The organism is Amycolatopsis endophytica, from assembly GCF_013410405.1.
Taxonomy (GTDB): domain Bacteria; phylum Actinomycetota; class Actinomycetes; order Mycobacteriales; family Pseudonocardiaceae; genus Amycolatopsis_E; species Amycolatopsis_E endophytica.
Genome location: NZ_JACCFK010000002.1, coordinates 1,536,067 through 1,561,482 on the forward strand (window position 1 = coordinate 1,536,067; position 25,416 = coordinate 1,561,482).

A 25,416-nucleotide genomic window follows, 5' to 3' on the forward strand; every position below is an offset into this window, starting at 1 on the left:
CCGCGCCCCCGAACCCGGCTCCACCCGGTCAGGAAGGAAACATGACAGCCATCGACAAGATCGCGTGGATCCGGCTGGAAGGTGGCAGGATCCTCAGCACGCGGTCACACGGTAAGGACGTGTACTACATCCCCGGTGGCAAACGCGAACCAGGTGAAACCGACATCCAGACTCTCATCCGGGAGATTCACGAAGAACTCGCCGTCGCCATCGCGCCCGCCAGTGTGGCGCACGCGGGCACCTTCGAAGCCCAGGCACACGGCCACGACGCCGGGATCACGGTGCGCATGACCTGCTACACCGCCGACTACCAAGGCACCTTGACGCCCAGCAGCGAGATCGACGAGCTCATCTGGCTGACCTACGCCGACCGCGACCGCGTATCCCCCGTCGACCAACTCATCTTCGACCACCTGCACCAGGCCGGGCACCTCACCTGACGCCTCCGCGGGTGTGAACCGGCGGGGTCGCGCGAAGCGCCTCCGTTGAGGGTGGTGGGCAGGCGGGAGGGGCCGCCACCCGCACCGGCACGCGAGCCACTGCCGCAACAGTCTTCAGGGCTCGTCGCCGGGGCCGGTGGGGGTGGGGTCGTCGGGCAGGGAGTGGTCCTCCTCGCCGAGGCCCTCGTCCTCCTCGGTCGCGGGCTTGCCCTCCTCGCCGAGGTCCTCACGTTCCGGATCGGTCATCGCTCCTCCTCGTGATCCGCCGCGGCGCGTTTCACCAGCTCCGCGAACACGTCCGGGTCGTCCCGGTCCACGACCGGGAACCCGGCGCCCTGCTCCCCCACCCAGTGCAGTTCGATGCCAGGGTTGTGCACGTCCGACCCGTCGGCGAAGAACAGGTGCGGGCTGCCCTGCACGAGATCCCGGTTGGCGCGGTAGTCGTGCATCATCGCGGCGCGGGCGCGGCCGTCGTCGAGCGCCTCGCCCAGCGCGGTGGCGTCGACGTGTTCGCACTCGCTGGCGACGTCGAGGATTTCGTGGTGCAGCGCGATGCACCGGCTGTCCCGGAAAAGCGCCATCCGCAGCGCGAGGTCCAGTTCCTCGGCGGCCTGCGGCGACTGCTCCTTGGCCGCGTGCACCGCCTCGTTGGCGGGCAGCGTCGTCACCGGCCAGTCCGCCGGGTCGTGCTGCCACAGCGCCCACCCGAGGTTCGGTTCGAGCGCGCCGACCACCGGGATCTCCGAGTCCAGGAACCTTTTCGGGATGGGGAACCGGTTGACGTCTTCGAGCAGGAACAGCCGGTGGTCCAGCCGCACGTCCGCCCGCAGCTCGTCGCGGGCCCGCAGCAGACGCGCGATCGCGACGGTCGACCAGGCGCAGGCGACGTCGGTGTAGACGACGATGGTGCCCTTGCGTGGCTGAATGCTCATGCACCCGGCATACCCACGGCGGCGGTGGGTCAGTCGCGGTCGCCCCGTCCGTGGCCGTGACCGTGCCCGTGGCCGGGGCCGGGGCCGGGGCGGTCGTCCTTGTCCTTCTTGTCCTCGTCCTTGTCGTCGCCGCCCGGCTTGTTCTCCGCGGTGGTCGCGGGGGTGGGTGACGGCGGCGGGGGCGGCGGTGTGCTGGTCTCGCTGGACAGGACCGTGTCGCTGTCGATCAGCGGGGACGGGGCGGACGGGATCAGCCCCAGCTGGTGCGGCTCGGTCACGACCCGGCCGTCGGCGAAGGTGTAGGAGATGCCGACCGTCACTGTGTTGTCACCGACGGCCGCGGGCGCCGCCGCGACCGTCAACGCCGTGATGCCCGACCAGCGCGTGCGGTAGGCGTCCAGGCCCTGCGCCTGCATCCGGGGGCCGAGGTGGGTCCAGGCGTTGTCCGGCCGGTCCGGCAGCAGCGCGTAGTACTCGCTCACGGTGCGTGTCAGCACCGCCGGGTCGATCGCCGTGGGCGGAGTGGCCGCCTGCGCGGGAGCGGGCGGATCGGGCGACATCTGCAGCACCAGCACGACGACCGCCACGATCGCCAGCAGCGCGCCGGCCGCGGGCAGCAGGAAGCGCCGCCGCTTCCGCACGGGAGTTGCCCCGACCGGCCGGTTGTCCATCCGCGTCCCGCCGACGGGCTTGACCGGCACCGTGGGCGAGGACGGCGTGATCACCGGCTGGGTCCGGGCACGAGCCGCGTTGAGCGCGCGCGGCGGCACCGGCTGCCCGTCGGCCACCGCCTGGAGCGCGGTCACCACCTGCACGGTTCCGGGCCGCTGGACCGGATCGGGCCGCAGCATCGCCATCAGGACCGGGGTCAGCGGGCCCGCCTGGCGCGGCGGCGTGACCTCGCCCGCGGCCACCCGGTGCAGCAACGCGATGGAGTTCTCGTCCTCGCCGAACGGGGGCTCGCCCTCGACCGCGGCGTAGAGGGTCGCGCCGAGGGAGAACACGTCCGAGTCCGGTGCAGGTTCCTGCCCCCGCGCGATCTCCGGGGCCAGGTAGGCGGGCGTTCCGGCGACCACGCCCGCCTGCGTGAGTGCGACGTCCCCGGTGGCGCGGGAGATGCCGAAGTCGGCGATCTTGACCGCGCCGTCCTCGCCGACGAGCAGGTTGCCGGGCTTGACGTCGCGGTGCACGATACCGGCGACGTGCGCGGCGGCCAGCGCCGACGCGGCCTGCACGCCGATGCGCGCGACGGCGGCCGGGGCGAGCGGGCCCTGTTCGGCGATCACCGTCGCGAGGCTGCGTGAAGGCACGTACTCCATCACCAGCACGGGCTGGCCGTTGTGCTCGGCGACGTCGTGCACGATGACCGCGTGCGGATGCCGCAGCCGCGCGGCGATCCGCCCCTCGCGCATGACGCGCTGACGAGCCTCGGCGCTCTGGGCGGGCCCGGGCCACAGCTGTTTGACCGCGACCGGCCGGTCGAGCCGCTCGTCCTGCGCGAGCCACACGACGCCCATCGCACCGGCGCCGAGGCGGCTGCGCAGCCGGTACCGCCCCGCGAGGAGCCCGCCGGCACCGTCCACGGTCAGGCCGTCCGTAGTCGTCACCCGAACAGGTTACGGATCCGGGCTTCCCGGCACGAGAGCGGGCAGCCACCCGGAGGGAACCGAGCACCGGCCCCGTCCCGGACCTCGGCAACGAGGTCGACGACGGTGCTCTTCGACGCACTCGACTTCGCGATCGAACAGGCGAAGGCGGAGAGCAGCGGGTTCCCGCCGTTCTACCTTTCGATCGGCAGCAGCGAGGAGAAGACCGCCACGGTCCGCGTCGACAGCGAGGACAACTTCACCGTGGAAGGCAGCGTGGCACTGGCGCGGGAGCAGCTGCGCGCCGCCGACCCGTCGACCCGCTGCGCCGCGCTGGGCTGGGACGGCTGCCTGACGCTCGGCGAGGACCGGACGGAGGCGGTGTTCGCCGAGGCCCACGAGGCGGGCACGCCGCACGGGGTGCTTTTCGCCTGGCGGTTCCACCGTGACCAGGGTGGCCTGGCCCCGATCGGGAACCCGGTGAGACCGAACCAGGAACCGGGGCCGCTGCCGCCGATGCCCGAGCGCCGGGGCAGAGCACCGATCGCCGCGCCGACGCCATCGCCCGGATCCAGCAGCTCGCCGAGCGGCGGCGGAAGGAACAGGACGGGTGACCGCGCACGCGCGGGAACCGGTGGATCCCGGCGTGGCGCGCTAGGTTCTCCCTCATGGCCAAGGATTCTGCGGTGGAGCTGGAGGCCGGGGACCACACCGTGCGGATCTCGCATCCGGAACGGGTCTACTTCCCGGCGCGCGGCGAGACGAAGCTCGACCTCGCCCGGTACTACCTGTCCGTCGCCGACGGGATCGTGCGCGCGCTGCGGGAGCGGCCGTGCATGCTGCACCGGTTCCCGTCCGGCGTGACCGGCGACAAGGTGCACCAGAAGCGCGTCCCGGCGGGCGCGCCGCCGTGGCTGGAGACGGTGCGCGTGCACTTCCCGCGCTACCAGCGCCACGCCGACGAACTGTGCGTGACCGAACCCGCGCACGTGATCTGGGCGGTGCAGATGTCCACTGTGGAGTTCCATCCGTGGAACTCGCGCCGCGCCGACACCGAGCGGCCCGACGAATGGCGCATCGACCTGGACCCCGGGCCCCGGGCGGACTTCGCGGCGGTGCGGCGGGTGGCGCACGTCGCGCACGAGGTCCTGGACGAGCTGGGCGCCACCGGCTGGCCCAAGACCTCCGGCGGCAGCGGCCTGCACATCTACGTGCGCATCGAGCCGCGATGGGGGTTTTCCGAGGTACGGCGGGCCGCGCTGGCGTTCGCCCGCGAGGTGGAACGCCGCGCGCCCGGTGACGTGACCACGACGTGGTGGCGCAAGGACCGCGATCCGGCCATGGTGTTCGTCGACTACAACCAGAACGCGCGCGACCACACGATCGCGAGCGCGTACTCGGTGCGGGGCGTTCCCGAGGCGACGGTCTCGACACCGGTCGCGTGGCACGAGATCGACGACGTGGAACCGGGCGACTGCACGATCGCGACGGTCCCCGCCCGGTTCGCGAAGCTCGGCGATCTGCACGCCGGCATCGACGACACCGCGTACTCGCTGGAGACGCTGCTGGAGTGGGCCGACCGCGACGGGCTGGAGTGACCGCGCCGGTGGGGTAACGATCAGCCGGCGGGAGGCCGAAGACAAGAGCGAGCAGGGCAAGGACGCGGCGAAGGACGTGTTCGACCGCTGATCCCGGTGTGGCACCGCACCGTGGTTCGGGCGACCGGACGGCGCGGGGCGTCAGGTCCGTGGCCGGTGCGCCTCGGCGTGGTCGACCGAGGGGATGTCGCGGTCGACGTGGTCGGCGTGGTGCAGCGCCTGCGCCAACAGCCCGCGTACGTGGTCGTCGGCCGCGGAGTAGAAGACGAACGTGCCTTCGCGGCGCCCCTTGACCAGCCCGGCCAGCCGCAGCTTCGCCAGGTGCTGGGACACCGCCGTCGGGGTCGCCCCGGCCAGCTCGGCCAGGCACGCGACCGACGACTCGCCCTGCAGCAACGCCCACAGGACCTTGATCCGCGTCGGGTCGGCCAGCAGGCGGAACGTCTCGGCGGCCAGGTGCACCTGCTCGTCGCCGGGCATGTCGAACTGCGGCAGCGAATCGTGCATGACCGCACCCTACCCCATCATCTGCTTACCTTCGTGCATACGCATATACGCTGATACTGTGCCAGTATGACGACACCGCCCCATCACGGGCACGGACACGGGCACACCGACGGCGAGCACGCACCACGGCTGTGGCGGCGCCTCCGGCACGCGCTCACCCCGCACAGCCACGACACCACCGAGCGGTGGGACGACGCCCTCGAAACCAGCCGCGCCGGCGTACGGGCCCTGACCTGGTCCTTCGCCGCCCTCTTCGCGACCGCACTGGTCCAGCTCGCCCTGGTGCTGGTCACGGGATCGGTGGCCCTGCTCGGCGACACCATCCACAACTTCGCCGACGCGCTGACCGCGCTGCCGATCGGGATCGCGTTCCTGCTCGGCCGCCGGGCCGCGACCCGGCGCTACACCTACGGCCTCGGCCGTGCCGAGGACCTCGCCGGTGTCGTCGTGGTCCTGATCATCGCCGCGTCCGCGGTCCTCGCCGGATACGAGGCGGTCCGGCGCCTACTGGACCCGCGGCCGGTGCAGCACCTGTGGGTCGTCGCGCTCGCCGGGCTCGTCGGCTTCGCGGGCAACGAACTCGTCGCCCGCTACCGCATCACGGTCGGCCGCCGCATCGGCTCCGCGGCGCTCGTCGCGGACGGCCTGCACGCCCGCACCGACGGGTTCACGTCGCTGGCCGTCGTGCTCGGCGCGCTCGGGGTCGCACTCGGCTTCCCCGCCGCCGATCCGGTCATCGGCCTGGTGATCACCGTGGCCATCGTGTTCGTCCTGCGCGACGCGGCGAAGGAGGTCTTCCGCCGCCTCATGGACGGGGTCGAGCCCTCGACCGTCGAGAACGCCGAACGGGCGGCGCGCGCGGTCCCCGGCGTGCACGACGTCGCGAACCTGCGCATGCGCTGGATCGGCCACAGCCTCCACGCGGACCTCGCCATCCGCGTCGAGGAGACCCTCACGGTCGATCAGGCGCACCGGCTCGCGCACCGGGTCGAGCACCGCCTCCGCGAGGTCACACCCCGGCTCGCCGCCGCCGTCATCCACACCGAACCCGCCACGAAGCCGCATTGATCGACGGAATCCATCAACCAAGCCAAACCTGCTCCTTGTCCTGACTCAGGGAGGAGGCGGTTGCCGGGCGCCGGACGAACGTGAAGTTGCCGCCGCGAGCGGCAAACACGGCGCCCGGAACGGCCAACACGCCGCCGCGAGCGGCGTTTTGGCCGCTCCCGTTGGCGTGTTGGCCGCTCCGGTTGGCGTGTTTGCTCTTCCGGGACGCCACTTGCCCACCCAACCGCAGCCCGGCACCGCAACCCGACCCACCAGGCCGCCCAGTCCTCCCCGCACCCCGATCCATGGCGAGTTTGCGAGCCCGGCGCTTTCAGCCGCGCGCAGCGCAGAAACGCGCGTAGCGCCCCCTACCCAGCCACCGCGGAAGCAACGTGCTCAGCGGCCGCGATCACCGCCCCGTACTGCGTGGCCACCAACTGCCGGATGGGAATCGTCCGATAATCACCGATCGACCGGTCCTCCGCCAGCCATTCCGCGTGCTGCGAGGCAACCCGGTCCCGCGCCGCCCGCACCGCCGGACGGGTGTTGCCCACCGCCACCTCGCCGTCGAGTGCGCGCAGCAGGATCCCCCCGTACCGCAACCGGAAACTGTGCGTGTCCTCCGCCAGCGACGCCACCTCGGCGACCGTCGCCTCGCGGTCGGTGTCCGGGAGGGTGCTGCGGTGGCGTGCACCGCGCGCCGCCGACGCCATCATTCCGGCGAACGAGCGGCTGGCGCGCCAGAACGGTGAATCGGGCACCATCAGGTCGTCGCGCACGGCGGCGATCGTGTCCTCCATCAACGACGAAAGCCCCTTCAACGCGTTGGCGTGCGCGGCCAGCGCGGAGGCGTAACCGGTGCCGGCGGGACTGTCGTCGTCAGCGGCTTCCGACGTCCAGTACGGCAGTTCGGTGACCAGGGTCAGCGCGCCGTAGCGGCCGGCGTAGGAGGCTGTGCTGTCGCCCGCGGCGTTCGTCCACGGCTCGCCCCGGCCGGTCAGGTAGTCGTAGGCGCCGCGGATCGACGAGCCCTGGAAGACGGCGTCGTCGAGCCGCACGATGTAGGGCGCCTCCGGCTCGCCCCGGTCCAGCGGGAGGCCGACGTGCCCGGGCACCTCCCGTAACCGCCGGTGCAGGGCGGGTTCGGCGCGGCTGAGGTAGTAGTAGACGCCGCCGAGTTCGCCGTTGTGCAGCGAGCACACGAGATCGGGCCGGTCGGAGTCGATCAGGCGCATCAGGGCCTGCGTCTCCGGTAGTGCCGCGTCGAAGTAGGCATCCTTGTAGTCCAGTGGGAAGGTCCATTCGACCTGGTCCGGCCCGGCGGGGCGGTAGAAGTGGCGCGCGTAGTGCTCGCGGGTGAACGGCCCGGCCAGCCAGCCCTCGTTGAGCCGCAGCCCGTCCGGATCGATGCAGGCGATGATGCGCCACCGGTGCCGCAGCCGGGTACGCAGACCCGGATCGGCGCACAGGCGGCTCGCCAGGTGCAGCGCGGTCAGCCCGCCGATGGGTTCGTTGGGGTGCGGCAGGCCGAACACCAGCCCGGTCGGATCACCGGGCGCACCCTCGATCGTGAGGCACAGCAACGGTTCACCGTGCCGGGACGTGCCCACGCGCTGCAGCGTCGTGATCTCGCGGTAGCCCGCCGCGAGCGTGTGCAGCCCGCGGTGCAGCTCGTCGACCCCCGCGAACGCGGCGTGGTCGCCCACCCCGTCGATCTCCTTGACCAGCCATTCCGGCAGAGTCACGCCGTCCCCTCCTCGTCGTCGGCTCTTCGTCAGTCCAGTTCACCGCGAACGTGCCGCCGAAGGCGAGGGCCGAGCAGGCGAACGACGTCCTCGGCGGGCATCGAAGCCGGTCGAGGGCAGCACGTTACCGGCCTCGCGCCGCCTCCGCGATGCGCCGTGCCGCCGCTGCCTGCTCGAACGGTGTGTCGCCGTGGGCACGACGGTCCCCGAGCGTCTCGAAACGTTCGGCGACCGTGGCGGAGTCGTGGTGGGAGGCGTACTCGACCAGTTCCGGGGCGACCGAACCGAGGATCTGCCGGAACCGGATCTCGGCCAGCGGGCCCAGCCGGTCGTAGATCTGCACGAACACCCGCTGCGCCCGCGCCCGGTCCCAGCCGGGGGGGAGCAGTTCCGCGGGCAGGTCGGGATCGGTCTCGGGGAAGTGGCGCCAGTCGACCCGCAGTTCGGTGCGCGTGCGCATCGCCTGTTTCGGCCCGATCAACCCGTTGTCGAGGCTGCGCAGGAGCGGCTCGTACCGTTCGGCGAACCCGCGGTACTCCTTCGCGAGCGGTTCCAGGTCGAACGCCGACGCCGGGCTGCCCTCCGCGAAACCGCCGGGCACCTCCGTCGAGCGGAACACGGTCGCCGTCCGGATGCCCAGGTCACGCAGCACCTCCAGCGCCGCGGAACCGACGTCGTGCGGCGACACCCACACTCCGTCGTAGAGCGCCGCGAACCGCAGCACGCGCAGGCGTGAGCGGAGCGTGGTCCGCAGGCCGCGGTCCTGCTCCGGTACCGAGAAGGCGACCACCGTCCAGTGCCCGTCCCACCGCGGGGCCGTCGAACCGAACGTGAGCATCCGGTGCGTGCGCTCGATGATCACCTCGGACGTGCGGGGCGGAATCCCGTAGGCCGTGGTGCGTCCCTTGCGCGACACTGTGAGCAGACCCCGGGCCGCCAGGCGTCGCATCGCCGCACGGGCGCCGTCGGAGGTGACATCGAAATCGGCCAGCAGCCGGACCAGCGCCGTGGCGGGCACCTGCTCGTCCCGCCAATACCAGAAGTCTCCCAGCAGCGAGGTGAGCAGCAGTTGCGGCTCGGCGCCGTTCTGGGGACGGGGCAGCGCGGCGCCCGGTTCGTTCGCGGTCACGGCCCCAGTCTGACACAGGTCTTGAAATAGGCGACATCTCGTGCGACGCTCGTGCACGACTTCGACAACATCACCGTTTGGCAAGGCCCAACGCAGGGAGATACGCCATGCGCCCCACACTTCGCGTCGTCGCGCTCGCCGCGGCCGCGCTCCTCGTCGCCACCGGCTGTGGCCAGGCATCCTCCGGCTCGGGCGCCGCGCCGGCCGCCGCCGTGCCGGCCCTGCACGACGCCCTTCCGCAGCAAATCAAGGATTCCGGCGTGCTGAGGTTCGCCGGGGACTCGCACCCGCCGTACCGGACGGTCGGCAGCGACGGCACCTCCGTCACCGGCATCGACAAGGACTTCCAGGACGCACTGGGCCGGATACTGGGCGTGCGCACGCAGACCGTGGTGGTCGGCAACCTTCCCGCCGCGCTCCAGGGCATGCTCAGCGGCCGCTACGAGGCGTTCAACGGCCCGGTCAAGGCCACCGCCGAACGCGAGCAGCAGTTCGACTCGGTGACCTGGATGACCACCCGCACCTCCTACGTCGTCCCGGCAGGCTCGACCGCGGGCATCAAGGACGTCGACGACCTGTGCGGCAAGCGCGTCGCCGTCGTGTCCGCGAGCATCGTCGAGGAGCAGCTCAACAAGCTCTCCCAGTACTGCACGAGCAGCGGCCGGGCGGCCACCACCACGATCGGCCTGGACAACACCAACGCGACGATGCTCGCCGCCCAGTCCGGGCGCGCCGACGCCGCCGGCATGACGCAGGCCGCGGCCATCGACGTGACCACCGCGCAGAAGGACGCCTACACCTACGTCACCCAGACCGAGGCACAGGGCGCCACCGCCGACAACCTCGCGCTGCTCGTCCCGAAGACCAGCGGGCTCGGACCGGTCCTGCGTGACGCCTTCCAGGCCCTGTTCGACAGCGGCGAATACCGCCAGATCATGCAGAAGTGGGGGCTGACCGACGTCGCGGTCGACAAGCCGCTGCTCAACGTCGCCACGTCCCGCTGACCACGGAGAATCCATGACAACCCTCACCGCGGCGCCGCCCGACGACGTCGCCAACGCACGCCGCCGGGTGCGGCCCTGGCGCTGGGTCGCCGGGCTCGTCCTGGCCGTCGTCGTCGCCCAGCTCGCCTGGTTCCTGATCGGCAACTCCCGCTTCCAGTGGGACGTCGTCGCCGAGTACCTGTTCGACCCGAGCGTGCTGGCCGGGCTCGGCACGACCGTCCTGCTCGCCGTGGTCGCGATGGCGATCGGCTCGCTCGTCGGCGGCCTGCTCGCCGCGGCCCAGCTCAGCGACTTCGCACCGCTGCGCTGGGCGGCCACCGTCTACATCGGGGTATTCCGCGGCATTCCGCCCCTGGTGCAGCTGATCTTCTGGTTCAACCTGGCCTACCTGCTGCCCCGGTTGTCGGTCGGCATCCCGTTCGGCCCGGTGTTCGCCTCCTGGGACGCGAACCTGGTGATCACCCCGCTGACCGCGGCGATCATCGGGCTGTCGCTGGTGGAGTCGGCCTACCTCGCCGAGATCATCCGCGCCGGGCTGCTGTCCGTCGACAGTGGACAGCGTGACGCCGCCCGCGCGATGGGGCTGACCCCGGGTCAGACGTTCGTGCGCGTGGTGCTGCCGCAGGCGATGCGCACGATCATCCCGCCCGCGGGCAGCCAGTTCATCAGCGTGCTCAAGGGCACCGCGCTGGTCTCGGTGATCGCGATGGCCGACCTGCTGCACTCGGTGCAGGTGATCTACAACCGCACCTACGAGATCGTGCCGATGCTGATCGTCGCGTGCCTGTGGTACCTGGCGGTGGTCACGGTGCTCACGATCGGCCAGCGCCGTCTGGAACGGCACTTCTCCCGCGGACATGGAGTCAGCGCATGACCGAGCCCGTTCTGCGCGTGCGCAACGTGCGCAAGTCCTTCGGCGGCCACGCCGCGCTCGACGACGTCAGCCTCGACGTGCACGAGGGCGAGGTGGTGGTGGTCATCGGCCCGTCCGGATCGGGCAAGTCCACGCTGGCGCGCTGCGTGCACCAGCTGGAGAGCATCGACGGCGGCGCGGTCTACCTCGACGACGAGCTGCTCGGCTACGAGCGGCGGGGCGGCGGCCTGCGCCCGCTGACCGCACGGCGGGTCGCCGCGCAACGGCGGCGGATGAGCATGGTGTTCCAGCAGTTCAACCTGCTCCCCCACATGACCGTCCTGCGCAACGTGACCGAAGCCCCGGTCCGCGTGCACAAGCGGGACCGCGCCGAAGCCCGTGCCGAGGCGCTGGACCTGCTGGAGCGGGTCGGCCTGGCTGACCGCGCCGCGCACTACCCGCGTCAGCTCTCCGGTGGCCAGCAGCAGCGGGTGGCGATCGCGCGGGCGGTGGCCACCCACCCGCGCATCACCTTGTTCGACGAGCCGACCAGCGCATTGGACCCGGAGCTGGTCGGCGAGGTGCTCGGCGTGATGCGGGACCTGGCCGCCGAGGGCATGACGATGATCGTGGTGACGCACGAGATGGCGTTCGCCCGTGAGGTCGCCGACCGCTGCGTGTTCATGGAGGCCGGGCGGATCGTCGAGTCCGGACCGCCCGCCGAGCTGTTCGGCAACCCGCGGACGCCCCGGCTGCGCGCCTTCCTGGCCCGCCACAACGCGACGATGGAGAGTGTTTCGTGATCACGATCGCCTCGGTCGGGGACCTGATCCTCGACGAACCCGATCCCGCGTCCTACCTGGCACCCTCGGCGGAGCTGCTGCGCTCGGCCGACGTGACGATCGGCCAGGTCGAGGTGCCGCACTCGACGACGACCGTCAGCCAGAGCACCGACGTCCCCGCCCCACCGTCGGATCCGGCAGCCCTGAAAGCGCTGGCGGAGGCGGGATTCGACATCGTCACCCTCGCCGGGAACCACATCTGCGACGCCGGTGACATCGGTGTCGCCGACACCATCCGGCACTCCCGCGACGCCGGATTGCTGCCCACGGGCGCCGGGGCGAACCTGGACGAGGCCCGCACCCCGGCGATCGTCGAGCGCGGCGGGATGCGCGTCGGCGTGCTCTCCTACAACTGCGTCGGGCCCCGCGAGTCCTGGGCCACGTCGAAAAAGCACGGCTGCGCCTATGTCCACGTGCTCACCCACTACGAGCTGGACCACGCCAGCCCGGGCGGGCCGCCGAAGATCTACACCTTCGCCGACCCGGACAGCCTGGACGCGATGGCCGACGACATCCGGGCGCTGCGCGAGCAGGCCGATGTCGTCCTGGTGTCGCTGCACAAGGGCGTCGGGCACACCCCGGCGGTGGTCGCGATGTACGAAAAGCCGGTCGCCCGCGCGGCGATCGACGCGGGCGCCGAGGCCGTGTTCGGCCACCACGCGCACATCATGCGCGGCATCGAAACCCACCGCGGCAAGCCGATCTTCCACGGCCTGGGCAACTTCGTCACCGTCACCCACGCCCTCACGCCGGGCGCCGGCTCCAGCGCGGAGCTGGAGGCGTGGTCGAAGCGGCGCAAGGAGCTGTACGGGTTCGCGCCCGATCCGGACATGCCCGCCTACCCGTTCCACCCGGAAAGCCGCAACACCGCGATCGCGTGGCTCGGCTTCGACCGGGACGGGCTCGCCGAGGCCGCCTTCGTGCCGTGCCGGATCGACCAGCGCGGCGCGCCGGTGCCCTGCGGCGGCACCGGAGACGGCGAACGGGTGACCGAATACCTCGAACAGATCACCCGGACCGCCGGACTGAACGGGCGGTTCACCACCCACGGCACCCGTGTCACGATCGAAGGGACGTCATGACCGACCAGCCGCTCGCCGGGCGCACCGTCATCGACCTCACGACGGCGCTGGCCGGCCCGTACGCGACGCTCCTGCTCGCCGGGCTCGGCGCGACGGTCATCAAGGTGGAAAACCCCGCCACCGGTGGCGATTCGTCCCGCAACAACGCGCCCTACCTGGGCCGCGAGGGCCTGTCGCTGGCCCGCACCGGCGAGGACGACATGTCCGTGTCGATGCTGGTGCGTGGCCGCAACAAGCAGAGCGTCACGCTGAACCTCAAGAACCCGCGGGCCAAGGCGGTGTTCGCCGACCTGGTGCGGGACGCCGACGTGCTCGTGGAGAACTACAGCCCCGGCGTCACGAAGCGGCTCGGGATCGACTACGCCGCCGTGCGCGAGCTGAACCCGCGCCTGATCTACACCTCGATCAGCGGGTTCGGCGCCCAGGGCGGGCCGGGCTCGGGCAAGGCGATGGACTCGATCATCCAGGCGCTGAGCGGGGTCATGATGACCGCGGGTGAGCCCGACGAGGGCCCGGTGCGGTTCGGCCTGCCGGTCGGCGACATGCTGGCGCCGCTGTTCGCGGTGATCGGGACGGTGTCGGCCCTGCTCCAGGCCGAACACACCGGCGAGGGTCAGCATGTCGACGTGTCGATGCTCGGCGCGCTCACCTCGCTGGTCGCCTGCGAGCCGTTCGACGCCTTCGACGCGGTCGGACTCCCCCAGCGCACCGGTTCGATGGTGCCGCGGCTGGCGCCGTTCGGGATCCTGCCCGCCGCCGACGGCCACCTCGCGTTGTGCGCGCCGACCGACGTCTTCGCCCACGGCGTGCTGCGCGCCATCGGGCGGCCGGACCTGATCGACGACACCCGGTTCCACAACCGCGACCAGCGGGTCCGGCACGCCGACGAGCTGCACGAGCTGATCCGCGAGTGGTCCCGGGCGCGACCGGTCGCCGAAGCCGTGGAAGCGTTTTCCCAGCACGGGGTTCCGGCGGCCGAGGTGCGCGAGCCGCGCGACGCCGTGCGTGACCCGCTCGTGCGGGAACGCGAAGAGGTGGTGCCGCTGGCGCACCCGAGGCACGGCGTGGTCGCGGACCTGTCGGCGACCGGCGTGCCGATCCGGTTCTCCGGCGCCCACACCGGTTTCGACCGCCCGGCACCGGGTCTGGGCGAGCACAACGACCAGGTGTACCGGGAGCGGCTCGGGTACAGCGCCGAACAGCTCGCGGAGCTGGCCGCCGACGCGGTGATCTGATGGAACCGGTGATCGGGTACGTGGGCGCGGACGTGCCGGTGGAGCTGATCACGGCGGCGGGTGCGCGGCCGCTGCGGCTGTCCGGGCGACCCGGCGCGGACCGCACGCTCGGCGACCGGTACCTGGGCCGCGGGCTCGACCCGGCGGTGCGGTCGCTGCTGTCCCGGCTGCTGGCCGGGGAGTTCGGGCACCTGGACGGGCTGGTGGTGTCGCGCGACTGCGAGGCGTCCGGGCGGCTGTTCTACGCGTTGCGTGAGCTGCGCCGGGTGGATCCGGCGGTGGCGCTGCCACCGGTGCACCTGGTCGACGTGCTGCACCTGCCGCACCGCACGACGACGCGGTACGTGCTGGCGAAGATCCGTCAGCTTCGGGCCACCCTGGAATCCTGGACGGGTTCACTGATCAGCGACGAGGGGCTGGCGGCGGCGATCGAGGCACACGACCGGCTGCGACGGCTGCTGACCGAGATGGCAGCCCTGCGCAGGCGCGGCGGGCTTTCGGGCACGAAAGCACTGTCCACTGTGGCCGAGACGACGGCACTGCCCGCCACGCGGGCGGCAGAACTGCTGGAGTCGCTGCTCGACGAGGAGCACCCGCCCGTTCCGGGCATGCGGGTGTTTTTGACCGGCAGCGGACACGACAGTCCCGAGGTGTACGCGGCGTTGGAGGAGGCGGGGATGCTGATCGTCGGCGAGGACCACGACTGGGGCGACCTGCTGTGGCACCGAAAGGTCGGCGCCCCCACCGAACTCGCGCTCGCCGAGCGGTACCAGCACAACGGGCCGTCCGCGCCACGAGCCTCGATCCGCGCCCGTGCCGCCCACACCGCGGCAGCCGCGCGCGAATGCCGGGCCGGGGCGCTGATTTCCTACGTCCGCGAGCACGACGACGCACCACCCTGGGACTACCCCGCGCAACGCGAGGCGACCGGCCTGCCCTCGGTGCTCCTGGAACGCCAGCCCTACGGCGGTCTCACCTCCGAAGCACGCACCGCGATCAAGGAACTGTCATGACCCGACTCGCCTCGGCCTCCGCGGCCACCGCGTACCAGAAGCAGTGGTTCGCCGGACTGCACGCCCACGACGGGCCGCTGGCGCTGGTCAACGCGGACGCGCCGCAGGAAATCTTCCGCACCATGGGCATCCCGTACGTGGTGAACCAGTGGTGGGCCTCGATCGTCGCGGCGAAGCGACGCACCCAGGACTACCTGGCCCTGCTGCGGGAACGCGGCTACCCGGACTACGTCGAGCAGTACAGCTCGACCTCGCTGGCCTCGCTGTTCGACGACGATCCGGCGAACGCGCCCTGGGGCGGGCTGCCCCGACCGTCCATCGTGCTCGCCGAAACCACCGGCGACGCGTCCCGCAAGATCTTCGACGTCTGGGACTCCGAGCCCGGCATCACCTTCTACCCGCTGGAAAGCGCGGCGGAGAACGACGTGCCCACGCGGTGGTGGGAGCTGATGCCGCGGCGGTGGGAGGAGGCGATCGGCAGCGACCGGCTCGACCTGATGACCGGGGAGCTGGAGGGCCTGATCCGGTTTCTGGAGCAGACCACCGGGCTGGTGTTCTCCGAGACCAGGTTCGGCGAGGTGATGGCTCTGGTCAATGAGCAGCAGGAATGGAACCGGCGCACCCGGGACCTGATCGCGAAGGCGCGGCCCTGTCCGATCGCGGTCACCGACAGCATCCCGAGCGTCATGGTGCCGCAGTGGCACCGCGGCACCGAATGGGCCCGCGACGCCGCCCGCGCCCTGCACGACGAGGTCGCGGCCCGGGTCGAAAGCGGCACCGCGGTGTGCGCGGACGAGCGTGCCCGTCTCATGTGGATCGGCCGCGGTCTGTGGTTCGACCTGGACTTCTACCGGCGGTTCCAGGACAGCCACGGCGCGGTGTTCGTGTGGTCGATGTACCTCGCCATCGCCGCCGACGGCTACCTCCGCTACGGCGACGACCCGTTGCGGGCGCTGGCCGCCCGGTTCGCGGCCTTCTCCGACCAGTTGTACACGCCGCCGTGGTCGGCCGAGTGGTACGTGAAGGAGGCACGGCACCACGGCGTGGACGGCGTGGTGCACCTGGTTTCCGACGATGCCCGCGGCAGCTACTTCACGACCCGCGCCCTGCGCGCGGCGGGCATTCCGGTACTGGAACTGCACGCCGACAACGTCGACGCGCGGCAGAGTTCGCCGGAGGCCATCAGCGCAGTGGTGGGTGACTGGCTCGATCGGGAAGTGTGTGGCTGAGCCGCTCTCGATGCCCGCCGTCCTCAGCGGCGCCCTCGTGGCACTGTTCGCCGGCTCCCTGACCAACACCATCGCCGGTATCGCGCTGCCCACCATCGCCGGGGAGCTCGGCGGGCAGGACCAGGTGGCGTGGGTCGCGAGCGCGGCACTGCTCGCGATGACCGCCGCGACTCCGTTGTGGGGCAAGGGCGCCGATCGTCGCGGGCCGCGGCCGTTGCTGCTGGCGGCGATCGGCGTGTTCGTGGCCGGGTCGCTCGTCGCGGGAACCGCCTCGGCGATGGGGTGGTTGATCGCGGGCCGTGCCGTGCAGGGCGCCGGGGCGGGCGGGGTACTGGCGCTGTCCAACGCGCTGGTCGCCGGGCTGGTCCCGGCACGGGATCGCGGGCGCTACACCGGCTGGTTCGGCATGTCGTTCGGCGTGGCGTCGGTGGCCGGGCCGCTCGCGGGCGGGCTGGTGGTCGGCTCGTGGGGCTGGCGCTGGTGTTTCCTCGGCGTGGTGCCGATCGCGCTGCTCGCCGCCGCGCTGGTCCGGCTGGCGCCACACCACGTACCCGCCGCACCGCGCGCTCCGGTGGACTACGCGGGCGGCGCGTTGCTGGCAGGCGCGCTGGGCGGGCTGGTGCTGCTGCTGTCCGCGGCCGGCAGCGCGTGGCCGTGGTTGTCCTGGTGGACGGCGGCACTGAGCGCCGCGGTGGTGGCGCTCGGCGTGGCGGCGGTAGTCCGGGAGCGGCGTGCGGCGGACCCGATCCTGCCGCCCCGGCTGTTCCGCATCCCCTCGTTCGCCGCCGCGTGCGGGGCGAGTTTTCTGGTCGGGGCGGTGATGTTCGGCGGGATCATCTACCTGCCGCAGTACCTGCAGGTGGTGCGGGGGTTCGACGCCGTGGCGGCGGGGTTGCTGATGCTGCCGCAGATCGGCACGATGATCCTGGCGTCGGTGGTGACGGGACGAGGGGTCGTCGCGTCGGGCCGGTGGGAGGTGTTTCCCGCCGCCGGGTGCGCGCTGCTGGTGGCGGGCCTGGTGATGCTCGCCCCGCTGACGCCGCACCTGTCGCTGTGGTGGCTGGCGGCGGCGATGGCGGTACTGGGCGCGGGAACCGGGATGACGCAACAGGTCCTGGTGCTGGCGGCGCAGAACGCGGTCGGCACTGGCGACCTCGGGGTGGCCGGTTCGGCGGCGACCTTCGCCCGCACCCTCGGCGGCGCGGTCGGCGTCGCGGCCTTCGGATCGGTCATCTCGTCCCGGCTGCGGTCCGGCCTGCCGGGCGATCTGCTCGGCACGCCCGAACAGATCGCCCGGCTCCCCGCCGCGCTGGCCGAGTCGGTCCACCTCACCTATACCGGCGGCCTCCGGCTGGCCTTCCTCGCCGCGATCCCCCTCGCCGCACTGGCTTTCGCCGCGATCGTCACCGTGCGGGAGACGCCGCTGCGGTGAAGGGGCGGTTGAACACCGGGGGCGTGAACGGGAGGTAGCGCCCGCCCATCACCCGCGGCGACGTCGACGGCCAGTGCCCGGTCCGCAGCCGGGACAGCATCACCTCCAGCGCGGTCTCCTGCTCGCCGGTCGTGAACGTGCAGTGCCCGGCCGTCTCCACGTAGGTCTGGCGGAGCAACGACGCGTGGCCCGCCGAACGAACGACCGCGCCGTAGGACTGCTGTTGCGCCACCGTGGAAATCTGATCGCCGGTCCCGCTCACGGTGAGCACCGGGATCCGCAGGGCGCCGTCGAACACGATGCCCTCGCGCAGGTAGTCCACCGCAGTCGGGTCCGCCGCGATCCGGGGCGCCGCCGCGAGCCGGGCCAGGTCCGCACTCAGATCGAACCCGGCCCGCCGGTACAGCTCCCGTACCGCGGGATCACCGCCGAGCTGCCGCGCGTAGTCCACGCCGGTGTTCCACGACGGGTTCCCACCGGCCAGCTGCTCGATCTGCCGCCTGCTGCTCATCGCCTGCCCGACGTAGGGCAACGGGCCGCCCGCCAGCGCGAGGTAAGTACCCTCCTGACGCTCCTGGACGGTGCGCGGCACCGGCGTTTCCGAACCGTCCGGCGCCAGGCCCCACTCCGGGAGCTGGCCGATCGCCCCCGCGAGCGCGATCCGTGCCCGGCCCTCCGGCGTCGCCTGGGCCCGGACCAACGCGTCGATCCACGCCTGCTGCGCGCCCGCGACGTCGGCCGGGATTCCGGTCACCGGCAGGTCGCTGCCCGGGAACAACAGTGTCTTGAGCGCGAACACGGTGTCCAGCTTCTGGTTCCACTGCCCCACCGCGCCGCCGAGCCCACCGCAGAAGGGCACGGCCGCGTCGAACACCTCCGGATGCACCTGCGCCGCTCCGGCCGAGACGAACCCGCCCATCGACTGCCCCGACGCGATCGCCCAGCGGGCGGGACCGGCCGCCTCCTCGAATCGGGCCAGTGCCTCGGCCTGGTTGTCGATGGCCTGGGTGATGTTCCACCCGGTCACGGTGCGCGTGGTGCCGCCGACGGCGATGCCGCGATCGACGAGCCGGGCGGTGAGCGGATCCGCGAGCCCGTCGGCGGCGAAGTCCAGGCCGACGATCACCGTGCCGTTCCACCGCTGCGGCTGGACGAACAGGTACGGCGTCCCGTCGGCCAGCTGTCCCCGCACCTGCGACGATTGCCCGGCCGCGGCGGGTGCGGAAACCAGACCGGTGAGCACGGCAGCGGCCACCAGGGCGCGCGCGAGCCGCCTCATCGGACCGGGAAGTTCTTCGAGGCGACCTCCCAGCCCCGGCTCGTGCACAGCGTGCACGAGCCGAGGAACCGGTCGCGGGCGGCCCGGTTGCCGTTGAGGGTGAAGTCCAGCCAGTCCACCAGCACCGCGACGCCTTCCTCGCGCATGCTCGGATCGGCGTCGCTGTCCCGTGTGCCGATCCAGAAGCCCGAGTGACCGGCGGCCGGGTTGCTCGCGCGCACGGCGGGGACGGTCGCCAGGTCGTAGTTGGCCCGGCTGTTCTCGTAGGCCACATCGGACGGCCCGCCGTCCAGGAACAGGGCCGGCGTGTGCAACTTCGCCAGCTCCTCCCGGCCGTAGCCGTACCGCCCGTCGGCGAAGAACCCGCTGTTGAGCGAGGCCACCGACTTGACCCGCGGATCCGCACCCGCGACCAGCGCCTCCAGCCCGCCGCACGAGTGCCCGGCCACCGCCACGCGGTCGAGGTCCAGGTGGCCCCGCAGATCGCTGCCCTTGCGGGTGTTCTCCCGCTCGGCCCAGGTGATGCCGTCGGTCAGGACCTCCGGCACCGGGGTGCCGTTCTCGTCGGTCGCGGGCTCGTCGAACGCGCCCACCGCCACCACGACGAACCCGTGCGCTGCCACCAGCATTTCCGCGCTGAGCAGGGCGTTGTTGCTCAGGTGACGGCACGCGCCGTTGCCGATCACGACCACCGGCAGCTTCCCGTCGGTGCCGGCCGGGCGGTAGATCGTGTAGTCGGCGGCGAGGTCACGCGTGTTCGCGGCGGGTTCCCGTACCACGGAGTGGAATCGCTCGAGTGCGGACCGGTTCGCCGGCGTCGATCCCGACGCCAGTCCCACCGTCGCGGCGGTGAGCGTCAGGGCCACCACCGCGGCCGCCAGAGTCTTTCCCATGAGTTTCACAGGACGCCTTCCCTTCGTTGGGAAACTCAACATGAACGATCTGCAAGACGACCGTCAAGGTAACTGTCGCTCAATGGAAGCCCTCTAGACTTCCGTCATGAGCGAACCCGCGCAGCGCCTGCTGGGCACCCTGCTCGGCGACTACTGGTTCTGGCGGCGCGAACACCTGCCCTCCGCCGCGCTGGTGGACCTACTGCGCGAGTTCGGCCTGACCGAGTCCGCCGCCCGCGCGGCGATCCAGCGCGCTGCCGCCCGAGACCTGGTCGTGACCTCGAAGAACGGCCGCAAGACCGCCTACGGCGTCCCGGAACGCACCCATCGGATGATCATCAACCACCTCCGCCGCCTGCTCGACTTCGGCGCCGAGGACCGGAAGTGGGACGGCCGCTGGACGTTTGCCATGTTCTCGGTGCCCGAAGCGCAGCGAGAGGACCGCCGGACACTGCGGAGCCGCCTGCGCTGGCTCGGGTTCGGCCCGCTCTACGACGGCGTGTGGGTCTCGCCGTGGGACCGCACCGGCGACGCCCTGCGGGTCCTGCGCACCCTGGGTGTCGGCACGGCCACGGTCGCCCGCGCCGAGGTCGCCGAGGACGCACCCGAGGCCGGGAACCCGCTCCGGGCCTGGAACCTGGACGAGCTGCGGAAGTCCTATCTGGACTTCCTCGCCCGGTACGCCGACCTGCACGCGCGTGTGACCGCGGGCGAGGCCGGGCCGGCGGAGGCGCTCGCCGGCCGCACCCGGCTGATGACCGAGTGGCGCACCTTCCCCGACGCCGACCCGGACCTGCCCGGCGAGCTCCTGCCCGTGGACTGGCCGCGGATTCGCGCGCGACGGCGCTTCCTGGACATCTACGACGCGCTGGGCCCCGTCGCCGAGCAGCGGTTCCGGCAGATCGTCGCGACGCACGCCCCGGATCTGGCCGAACTGGCCGCCCACCGCACGAGTACCGACATCACCCGTGGCGCACCCGCGGAGCCGGAGGCGTTCCCGCCGGACGACGACCTCGACTGGGCCGGCCCATTCGGCCAGCAATAGGCCACGCATTATTGCCCTCTCGTTCGAGAGGCTGTAGCGTTTTGGCACGGAGCTTCTCCCCCGTCCTCAGCGTGGAGGCATCGTGTCCCCTGACGTCGCACGCCCGGCCGGTCCGCGGGCCCTGCTCGCCGGCCCGATGGGTGCCTGCCTGGCCAACTACGACTTCGGCATCTACGGCACCATGTCCGCGTTGGTGCTCAACAAGGTCTTCTTCCCGTCGCTGAGCCCGGCCGCCGGGACGCTCGCGGCGTACGGCACGTTCGCCGCCGGATTCATCGCGAAACCGCTGGGCGGCTTGATCTTCGGCCGCATCGGCGACCGCTTCGGGCGCCGCACCGTGGTCATGTCCGCGCTGCTGCTGATGGGTGTGGCGACCGTGTGCATCGGGCTGCTGCCCACCTACGCGGCCATCGGCGTCGCGGCGCCCGTCCTGCTCACCGTGCTGCGCCTGCTGCAGGGCCTTGCCGTCGGCGGCGAATGGGGCGGGGCCGCCACGCTGGCCGTCGAGCACGCGCCCGAGCACCGGCGCGGGTTCTGGGGCGGGGCGGTCGGCGTCGGCGGTCCGATCGGGTCGATCCTTGCCGCGCTCACGGTCCTGCCGCTGTCGGCTGCCCTGTCCGATGAGGCGTTCGTCTCGTGGGGCTGGCGGATCCCGTTCCTGATCAGCGCCCTGCTGGTGGCCGCCGGACTGTGGATCCGGCTCGGTGTCGACGAGTCGCCGGTGTTCCGGCGTGAGGTCGCCACGCACGCGCGGCCGAACCTGTCGTCGGTGATCCGCCGCAACGGGCGGCAGATGGCGCTGGTGTTCTTCATCGCCGGCGCCGCCGTGTCCGGCATCTACCTGCTCAACACCTACACGCTGTCCTACGCCGTCGCGCACGCCGGGATCAGCCGCTCCACCATGCTCACCTTCTCCACCACCGCGCAGATCCTGGCCGTGGTCGCGGCGATCCTGCTGCTCCCCCGCGTCGACCGGATCGGGCTGGGCCGCCTCTACCGGATCAGCGCGGCATCGCTGGCGGTACTCGGGTGGGTACTGTTCGCCGCGCTGGACAGCGGCAACCCCGCGTTCGTCGTGGTCGCCCTGTCGCTCGGCCAGATCGCCGTCAACGGCATGGTGATCTCGTCGGTGCCGATCTACGTGCTGCTCTTCCGCCCCGCCGACCGCGTCACCGGCGCCGGGTTCAGCTTCAAGACCAGCGACGCGATCCTCGGCGGCACCACCCCGCTCATCGCGAGCGCTCTGGTGCAGGCCACCGGCAGCGGCTGGATGGTCGCCGCATACGTGACCGCGCTGACCGCGGCCGCGATCGCCGCCTGCACGATCGGCCGCCGCCTGCTGCCGCGCACCACCACCGCCGTCACTGCCACGCCGCAAAAAGTGTGGGCCTGATGCTCGATCCGCTCGGCGACCACGACCTGTTCGCGATCCACGACCACTACCACCGGCTGCGGGCGTCCTCCCCGGTCGTGCACGGCACCGAGTTCGGCGGGTTCCGGGCCGTGCTGGCGCACCGCGAGGTCCGGCGGGTGCTGGCCGATCCGGCGCCGTTCGTCAACTCCGTGCGGAACGTCGTCCCCAGGGTCCGGGCCTCCGGGCGGCGCCCGCCGCCGCACCTGGACCCGCCCGAGCACACCGTGTACCGGCGGGCGCCGGCCCCGCTGTTCCGCGCCGAGCGCACGGCGGCGCTGGAACCGGACGCCCGGTCGCTGGTCGGCGGCCTGACCGCGGAACTGGCGGCCCGCGGCCGGTTCGACGCGTGCGAGCCGACCTACCGGGTGCCCGGCTTCACGATGGCGCGGTGGATGAACATCCCGGACGCCGAGATCGGCGCGGTCCGCGACACCGCCGATGCCTGCAACCGCGCCTTCCAGGACGGCGATGACGACGGCCTGCGGCGCGGCAGCGGCGAGCTGTACGAGATCGCGCGGGCACTCGTCGCGCGGCGGCGCGCGAACCCGCTGGACCCGGGCGAAGACCCGCCGTCCGCGCTGCTCGCGGCACGAGACGGGGGTGAGCCGCTGCCGGACGAGCTGGTCGTCGGCACCATCCGGCAGCTGCTGCCAGGCGTCGATGATCGGTGCCAGCGTCACCATCGCGAGCTGCATCGCGCACCTCGCCCGCGGCGTTGCCCGAGCCGGACCGGTTCGTCGCCGGAGGGCCGGGCGGCCACAACATCGTTTTCGGTTCGGGACCGCACCGGTGCGCCGGCGCGGGCATGGGAAGGATGGAGATCACCGTGACCCTGCAGGAACTGCTGTCCCGCACGGCACTGTTCACACTGGACGGTCCAATCGGGATGACCCGACGGCCGGAGTTCGGCCCGCGGTCGCTGCCACTGCGGGCGGCCACCCGATGAGCGAGCCGGTTCCCGCCCGTCCGGGCGAGCACGACTTCGACCCGCTGGCGCCCGAAACATTCACCAGCGCGCACGAGCAGTACCAGGAGATGCGGTCCCGCTGCCCGGTCGCGCGGAGTGCGACCTACGGCGGGTTCTGGGCACTGTTCCGCCACGAGGACGTGCGCGCGGTCCTGACCGACACCGACACGTTCACCACGAGCGTGCAGAACGTGGTGCCCAAGTTCGCCTTCACCGGGCGGCGGCCGCCGCTGCACCTCGATCCGCCCGAGCACACCGGCTACCGCCGCGTGATCAACCGGTTTTTCACGCGCGGCAGGATGGACGCGCTGGAACCCGCCGTCCGCGAGCACGCCCGGAAGATCCTCGGTGGACTCGTCGCCCGCGGTGACGCCGACGTGGCCGCGGAGTACGCACGGGTGTTCCCGGCGCACGTGTTCGCCGAGTTCTTCCACCTGCCGGTCGAGCTGGCCGAGCGGATCGAGGAGATCAGCGCCGAGTACGTGCGCGCGATCCAGGTGGTGGACGACGAGGAGGTCAAGCGCGGCAGCCGGGTCCTCTACGGCATCGCGGCGGAGGTCATCGACCAGCGGCGCCGGCATCCGCTCGAGGACGACCTGACCAGCGCTCTGCTCGCGGAGCGGCCCGGCGGGGAGCCGTTCGCGGACGAGATGGTGCTCGGCTGCGTGCGGCAGCTGCTGGTGACCGGGATGGTCGCGCCGAGCGTGTTCATCGGGACGATGCTCGCGCACCTGGCCTCGGACAAGGAACTGCAGGCGTTGCTGCGCACCACTCCGTCGCGGATCCCGGCGGCTGTCGAGGAGTACCTGCGGCTCTACACGCCCTACCGCGGCATGTCCCGCACGCCGCGGCGGGACGTGGTGATCGGCGGGCGGCTGATCCGCAAGGACGAGCCGATCGCTCTGGTCTACACCTCGGCCAACCGGGACGAGACCGTGTTCCCCGACGGTGAGAACTTCGTGCTGGACCGGGAGAACCTGCGCGAGGCGATCCCCTTCGGGGCCGGAATCCACGCCTGCCCGGGCGCCCCGCTGGCACGCATGATGCTGGTGATCACGCTCGACGAGCTGCTGGCCGCGACCACGGACTTCTCCGTGGCGGGGGAGATCCTGATGGCGCGCTGGGCGGAGTGGGGCACACGGTCGGTGCCGCTGAAGTTCGAGTCCCTGGGGGTGAGAGGACCAGGCACGCCCGCCTCGTCGTGATTACCGTGATGGCATGACCGAGGGGAACCCGCTGGGCGAGTACCTGCGTGCCCGCCGCGAACTCGTCACGCCCGAGCAGGTGAACCTGCCGGTGCTGGGGACGCGGCGGGTTCCGGGGCTGCGCCGGGAGGAGGTCGCGATGCTCGCCGGCATCAGCTCCGACTACTACCTCCGCCTGGAGCAGGGCCGCGACCGCAACCCCTCCGCGCAGGTCCTGGAGTCCCTCGCCCGCGTGCTGCGGCTCGACGACGACGCGACGGCCTACCTGCTGGGTCTCGGCGCCGGCAAGCCCCGGCGTGCGCGGAGGCGGCCGCGCAAGGAGACCGTGCCGCCGGGCATCGTCAAGCTCGTGGCGACGCTCTCGCTGCCCGCGTTCGTCGAGGGCCGCTACTTCGACGTGCTGACCGCCAATCCGCTGGCCACGGCATTGTCACCGCGGCTCGTGGTGGGCGGCAACCGGCTGCGCGACGTGTTCCTCGAACCGGCCGAGCAGAGCCTGTACCCGGACTGGGAGTCCGTCACCGCCGGGCTGGTCGCCGGGTTCCGCCGGTCGGTCGGCGCGGACACCGACGATCCCCGCTCCATCGAGCTGGTCGGCGAACTCTCCCTGGTCAGCTCCCGGTTCCGGCAGCTGTGGGCGCGGCACGACGTGCGGGACCGGCAGGGCGTCCCCGAGCCGCTCCGCCTCGACCACCCGCAGGTGGGCGAGCTGACGCTCAACCGGGAGAAGCTGAGCATCAGCGGCACGGCGGGTCAGATGCTGGCCATCTACCACCCCGAGCCGGGCACCGACGCCGACAAGCTCGCGCTGCTCGCCTCCGCCACGCTGGCGCCCGCCGGGCAGGCGCACGCGCAACGGTGACGGTACCGCCGCCGGCACGTTCGAGCTGATCCGCAAGAAGCGCCGCAAGCAGCCCGGTACGCCCTTGGCCGCCACCT

At 72.0% G+C, this 25,416-nt stretch carries 26 protein-coding genes; 17 read left to right on the forward strand and 9 right to left on the reverse strand.

Annotated elements, in window-relative coordinates; all coding sequences use genetic code 11:
• Positions 1–41: 41 nt before the first annotated feature.
• Positions 42–440 (forward strand): NUDIX hydrolase, encoded by a 399-nt coding sequence (locus HNR02_RS32865; RefSeq protein ID WP_179777489.1) that lies wholly within the window; start codon positions 42–44, stop codon positions 438–440.
• 114 nt (positions 441–554) lie between these two features.
• On the opposite strand, the gene HNR02_RS36350 is transcribed toward HNR02_RS32865, so the two are convergent.
• From HNR02_RS36350 to HNR02_RS32880, 4 genes are all read right to left on the reverse strand, one after another.
• Positions 555–686, reverse strand: coding sequence for a hypothetical protein (locus HNR02_RS36350; RefSeq protein WP_281377465.1), 132 nt, complete (start codon positions 684–686; stop codon positions 555–557).
• Positions 683–1,372: a DsbA family oxidoreductase gene (locus HNR02_RS32870; RefSeq protein WP_179777490.1), complete on the reverse strand. Its 690-nt coding sequence runs from the start codon at positions 1,370–1,372 to the stop codon at positions 683–685. The genes HNR02_RS36350 and HNR02_RS32870 overlap by 4 nt, the downstream gene beginning before the upstream one ends.
• Positions 1,373–1,401: 29 nt before the next feature.
• Positions 1,402–2,979: a serine/threonine-protein kinase gene (locus HNR02_RS32875; RefSeq protein ID WP_179777491.1), complete on the reverse strand. Its 1,578-nt coding sequence runs from the start codon at positions 2,977–2,979 to the stop codon at positions 1,402–1,404.
• A 173-nt stretch (positions 2,980–3,152) separates the two neighbouring features.
• Positions 3,153–3,368, reverse strand: coding sequence for a hypothetical protein (locus HNR02_RS32880; RefSeq protein WP_179777492.1), 216 nt, complete (start codon positions 3,366–3,368; stop codon positions 3,153–3,155).
• Between the two features lie 258 nt (positions 3,369–3,626).
• Between HNR02_RS32880 and ligD the strand changes: the two genes are divergently transcribed.
• The gene (gene ligD, locus HNR02_RS32885; RefSeq protein ID WP_179777493.1) at positions 3,627–4,556 is read left to right on the forward strand and encodes a non-homologous end-joining DNA ligase; all 930 of its coding nucleotides are present in this window, start codon (positions 3,627–3,629) and stop codon (positions 4,554–4,556) included.
• A gap of 141 nt (positions 4,557–4,697) precedes the next feature.
• On the opposite strand, the gene HNR02_RS32890 is transcribed toward ligD, so the two are convergent.
• Complete coding sequence (locus HNR02_RS32890) at positions 4,698–5,063, reverse strand: ArsR/SmtB family transcription factor (RefSeq protein ID WP_179777494.1); 366 nt, start codon at positions 5,061–5,063, stop codon at positions 4,698–4,700.
• Positions 5,064–5,129: 66 nt separating this feature from the next.
• Here HNR02_RS32890 and HNR02_RS32895 point away from each other — a divergent pair, with 66 nt between their 5' ends.
• Positions 5,130–6,131 carry a cation diffusion facilitator family transporter gene (locus HNR02_RS32895; RefSeq protein WP_179777495.1) on the forward strand — a complete coding sequence of 334 codons (1,002 nt, stop codon included), beginning with the start codon at positions 5,130–5,132 and terminating at the stop codon, positions 6,129–6,131.
• Between the two features lie 347 nt (positions 6,132–6,478).
• Here HNR02_RS32895 and HNR02_RS32900 read toward each other — a convergent pair whose 3' ends face one another.
• Together HNR02_RS32900 and HNR02_RS32905 are read right to left on the reverse strand one after the other, a co-directional pair.
• Entirely contained in the window at positions 6,479–7,855 is a 1,377-nt protein-coding gene (locus tag HNR02_RS32900; RefSeq protein WP_179777496.1) for a M14 family zinc carboxypeptidase, read from the reverse strand.
• Positions 7,856–7,979: 124 nt separating this feature from the next.
• Positions 7,980–8,984 carry a PaaX family transcriptional regulator gene (locus HNR02_RS32905; protein WP_179777497.1) on the reverse strand — a complete coding sequence of 335 codons (1,005 nt, stop codon included), beginning with the start codon at positions 8,982–8,984 and terminating at the stop codon, positions 7,980–7,982.
• A 107-nt stretch (positions 8,985–9,091) separates the two neighbouring features.
• Between HNR02_RS32905 and HNR02_RS32910 the strand changes: the two genes are divergently transcribed.
• From HNR02_RS32910 to HNR02_RS32945, 8 genes are read left to right on the forward strand one after another with little or no spacing between them, the layout of a single operon-like run.
• The gene (locus HNR02_RS32910; protein ID WP_179777498.1) at positions 9,092–9,988 is read left to right on the forward strand and encodes a transporter substrate-binding domain-containing protein; all 897 of its coding nucleotides are present in this window, start codon (positions 9,092–9,094) and stop codon (positions 9,986–9,988) included.
• A gap of 13 nt (positions 9,989–10,001) precedes the next feature.
• Positions 10,002–10,862, forward strand: coding sequence for an amino acid ABC transporter permease (locus HNR02_RS32915; RefSeq protein ID WP_179777499.1), 861 nt, complete (start codon positions 10,002–10,004; stop codon positions 10,860–10,862).
• Complete coding sequence (locus HNR02_RS32920) at positions 10,859–11,644, forward strand: amino acid ABC transporter ATP-binding protein (protein ID WP_179777500.1); 786 nt, start codon at positions 10,859–10,861, stop codon at positions 11,642–11,644. Before HNR02_RS32915 ends, HNR02_RS32920 begins: the two co-directional genes overlap by 4 nt.
• Entirely contained in the window at positions 11,641–12,765 is a 1,125-nt protein-coding gene (locus tag HNR02_RS32925; protein WP_179777501.1) for a CapA family protein, read from the forward strand. Before HNR02_RS32920 ends, HNR02_RS32925 begins: the two co-directional genes overlap by 4 nt.
• Positions 12,762–14,000, forward strand: a complete 1,239-nt coding sequence (locus HNR02_RS32930; protein WP_179777502.1) for a CaiB/BaiF CoA transferase family protein — start codon at positions 12,762–12,764, stop codon at positions 13,998–14,000. Before HNR02_RS32925 ends, HNR02_RS32930 begins: the two co-directional genes overlap by 4 nt.
• Positions 14,000–15,013, forward strand: coding sequence for a 2-hydroxyacyl-CoA dehydratase family protein (locus HNR02_RS32935; RefSeq protein WP_179777503.1), 1,014 nt, complete (start codon positions 14,000–14,002; stop codon positions 15,011–15,013). The genes HNR02_RS32930 and HNR02_RS32935 overlap by 1 nt, the downstream gene beginning before the upstream one ends.
• Positions 15,010–16,242 (forward strand): 2-hydroxyacyl-CoA dehydratase family protein, encoded by a 1,233-nt coding sequence (locus HNR02_RS32940; protein ID WP_179777504.1) that lies wholly within the window; start codon positions 15,010–15,012, stop codon positions 16,240–16,242. Before HNR02_RS32935 ends, HNR02_RS32940 begins: the two co-directional genes overlap by 4 nt.
• Positions 16,235–17,674 (forward strand): MFS transporter, encoded by a 1,440-nt coding sequence (locus HNR02_RS32945; RefSeq protein WP_312861263.1) that lies wholly within the window; start codon positions 16,235–16,237, stop codon positions 17,672–17,674. The genes HNR02_RS32940 and HNR02_RS32945 overlap by 8 nt, the downstream gene beginning before the upstream one ends.
• On the opposite strand, the gene HNR02_RS32950 is transcribed toward HNR02_RS32945, so the two are convergent.
• Positions 17,646–18,953 carry an alpha/beta hydrolase family protein gene (locus HNR02_RS32950; RefSeq protein ID WP_218914359.1) on the reverse strand — a complete coding sequence of 436 codons (1,308 nt, stop codon included), beginning with the start codon at positions 18,951–18,953 and terminating at the stop codon, positions 17,646–17,648. The two genes, HNR02_RS32945 and HNR02_RS32950, sit on opposite strands and share 29 nt — an antisense overlap.
• Positions 18,950–19,846: a poly(ethylene terephthalate) hydrolase family protein gene (locus HNR02_RS32955; protein WP_179777505.1), complete on the reverse strand. Its 897-nt coding sequence runs from the start codon at positions 19,844–19,846 to the stop codon at positions 18,950–18,952. Before HNR02_RS32955 ends, HNR02_RS32950 begins: the two co-directional genes overlap by 4 nt.
• A gap of 106 nt (positions 19,847–19,952) precedes the next feature.
• Here HNR02_RS32955 and HNR02_RS32960 point away from each other — a divergent pair, with 106 nt between their 5' ends.
• The 6 genes from HNR02_RS32960 (at position 19,953) to HNR02_RS32985 (ending at position 25,339) form a co-directional block, all read left to right on the forward strand.
• Entirely contained in the window at positions 19,953–20,891 is a 939-nt protein-coding gene (locus tag HNR02_RS32960; protein WP_179777506.1) for a PaaX family transcriptional regulator, read from the forward strand.
• Between the two features lie 82 nt (positions 20,892–20,973).
• Positions 20,974–22,284, forward strand: coding sequence for an MFS transporter (locus HNR02_RS32965; RefSeq protein WP_179777507.1), 1,311 nt, complete (start codon positions 20,974–20,976; stop codon positions 22,282–22,284).
• Positions 22,284–23,135 carry a cytochrome P450 family protein gene (locus tag HNR02_RS32970; protein ID WP_179777508.1) on the forward strand — a complete coding sequence of 284 codons (852 nt, stop codon included), beginning with the start codon at positions 22,284–22,286 and terminating at the stop codon, positions 23,133–23,135. Before HNR02_RS32965 ends, HNR02_RS32970 begins: the two co-directional genes overlap by 1 nt.
• Positions 23,069–23,251: a cytochrome P450 gene (locus HNR02_RS36920; protein WP_376772993.1), complete on the forward strand. Its 183-nt coding sequence runs from the start codon at positions 23,069–23,071 to the stop codon at positions 23,249–23,251. Before HNR02_RS32970 ends, HNR02_RS36920 begins: the two co-directional genes overlap by 67 nt.
• A complete protein-coding gene (locus tag HNR02_RS32980) occupies positions 23,248–24,477 on the forward strand; it encodes a cytochrome P450 (protein ID WP_179777510.1) in 1,230 nt (409 codons plus the stop codon). Before HNR02_RS36920 ends, HNR02_RS32980 begins: the two co-directional genes overlap by 4 nt.
• Before the next feature lie 13 nt (positions 24,478–24,490).
• Positions 24,491–25,339: a helix-turn-helix transcriptional regulator gene (locus tag HNR02_RS32985; protein ID WP_179777511.1), complete on the forward strand. Its 849-nt coding sequence runs from the start codon at positions 24,491–24,493 to the stop codon at positions 25,337–25,339.
• Positions 25,340–25,416: the final 77 nt, after the last annotated feature.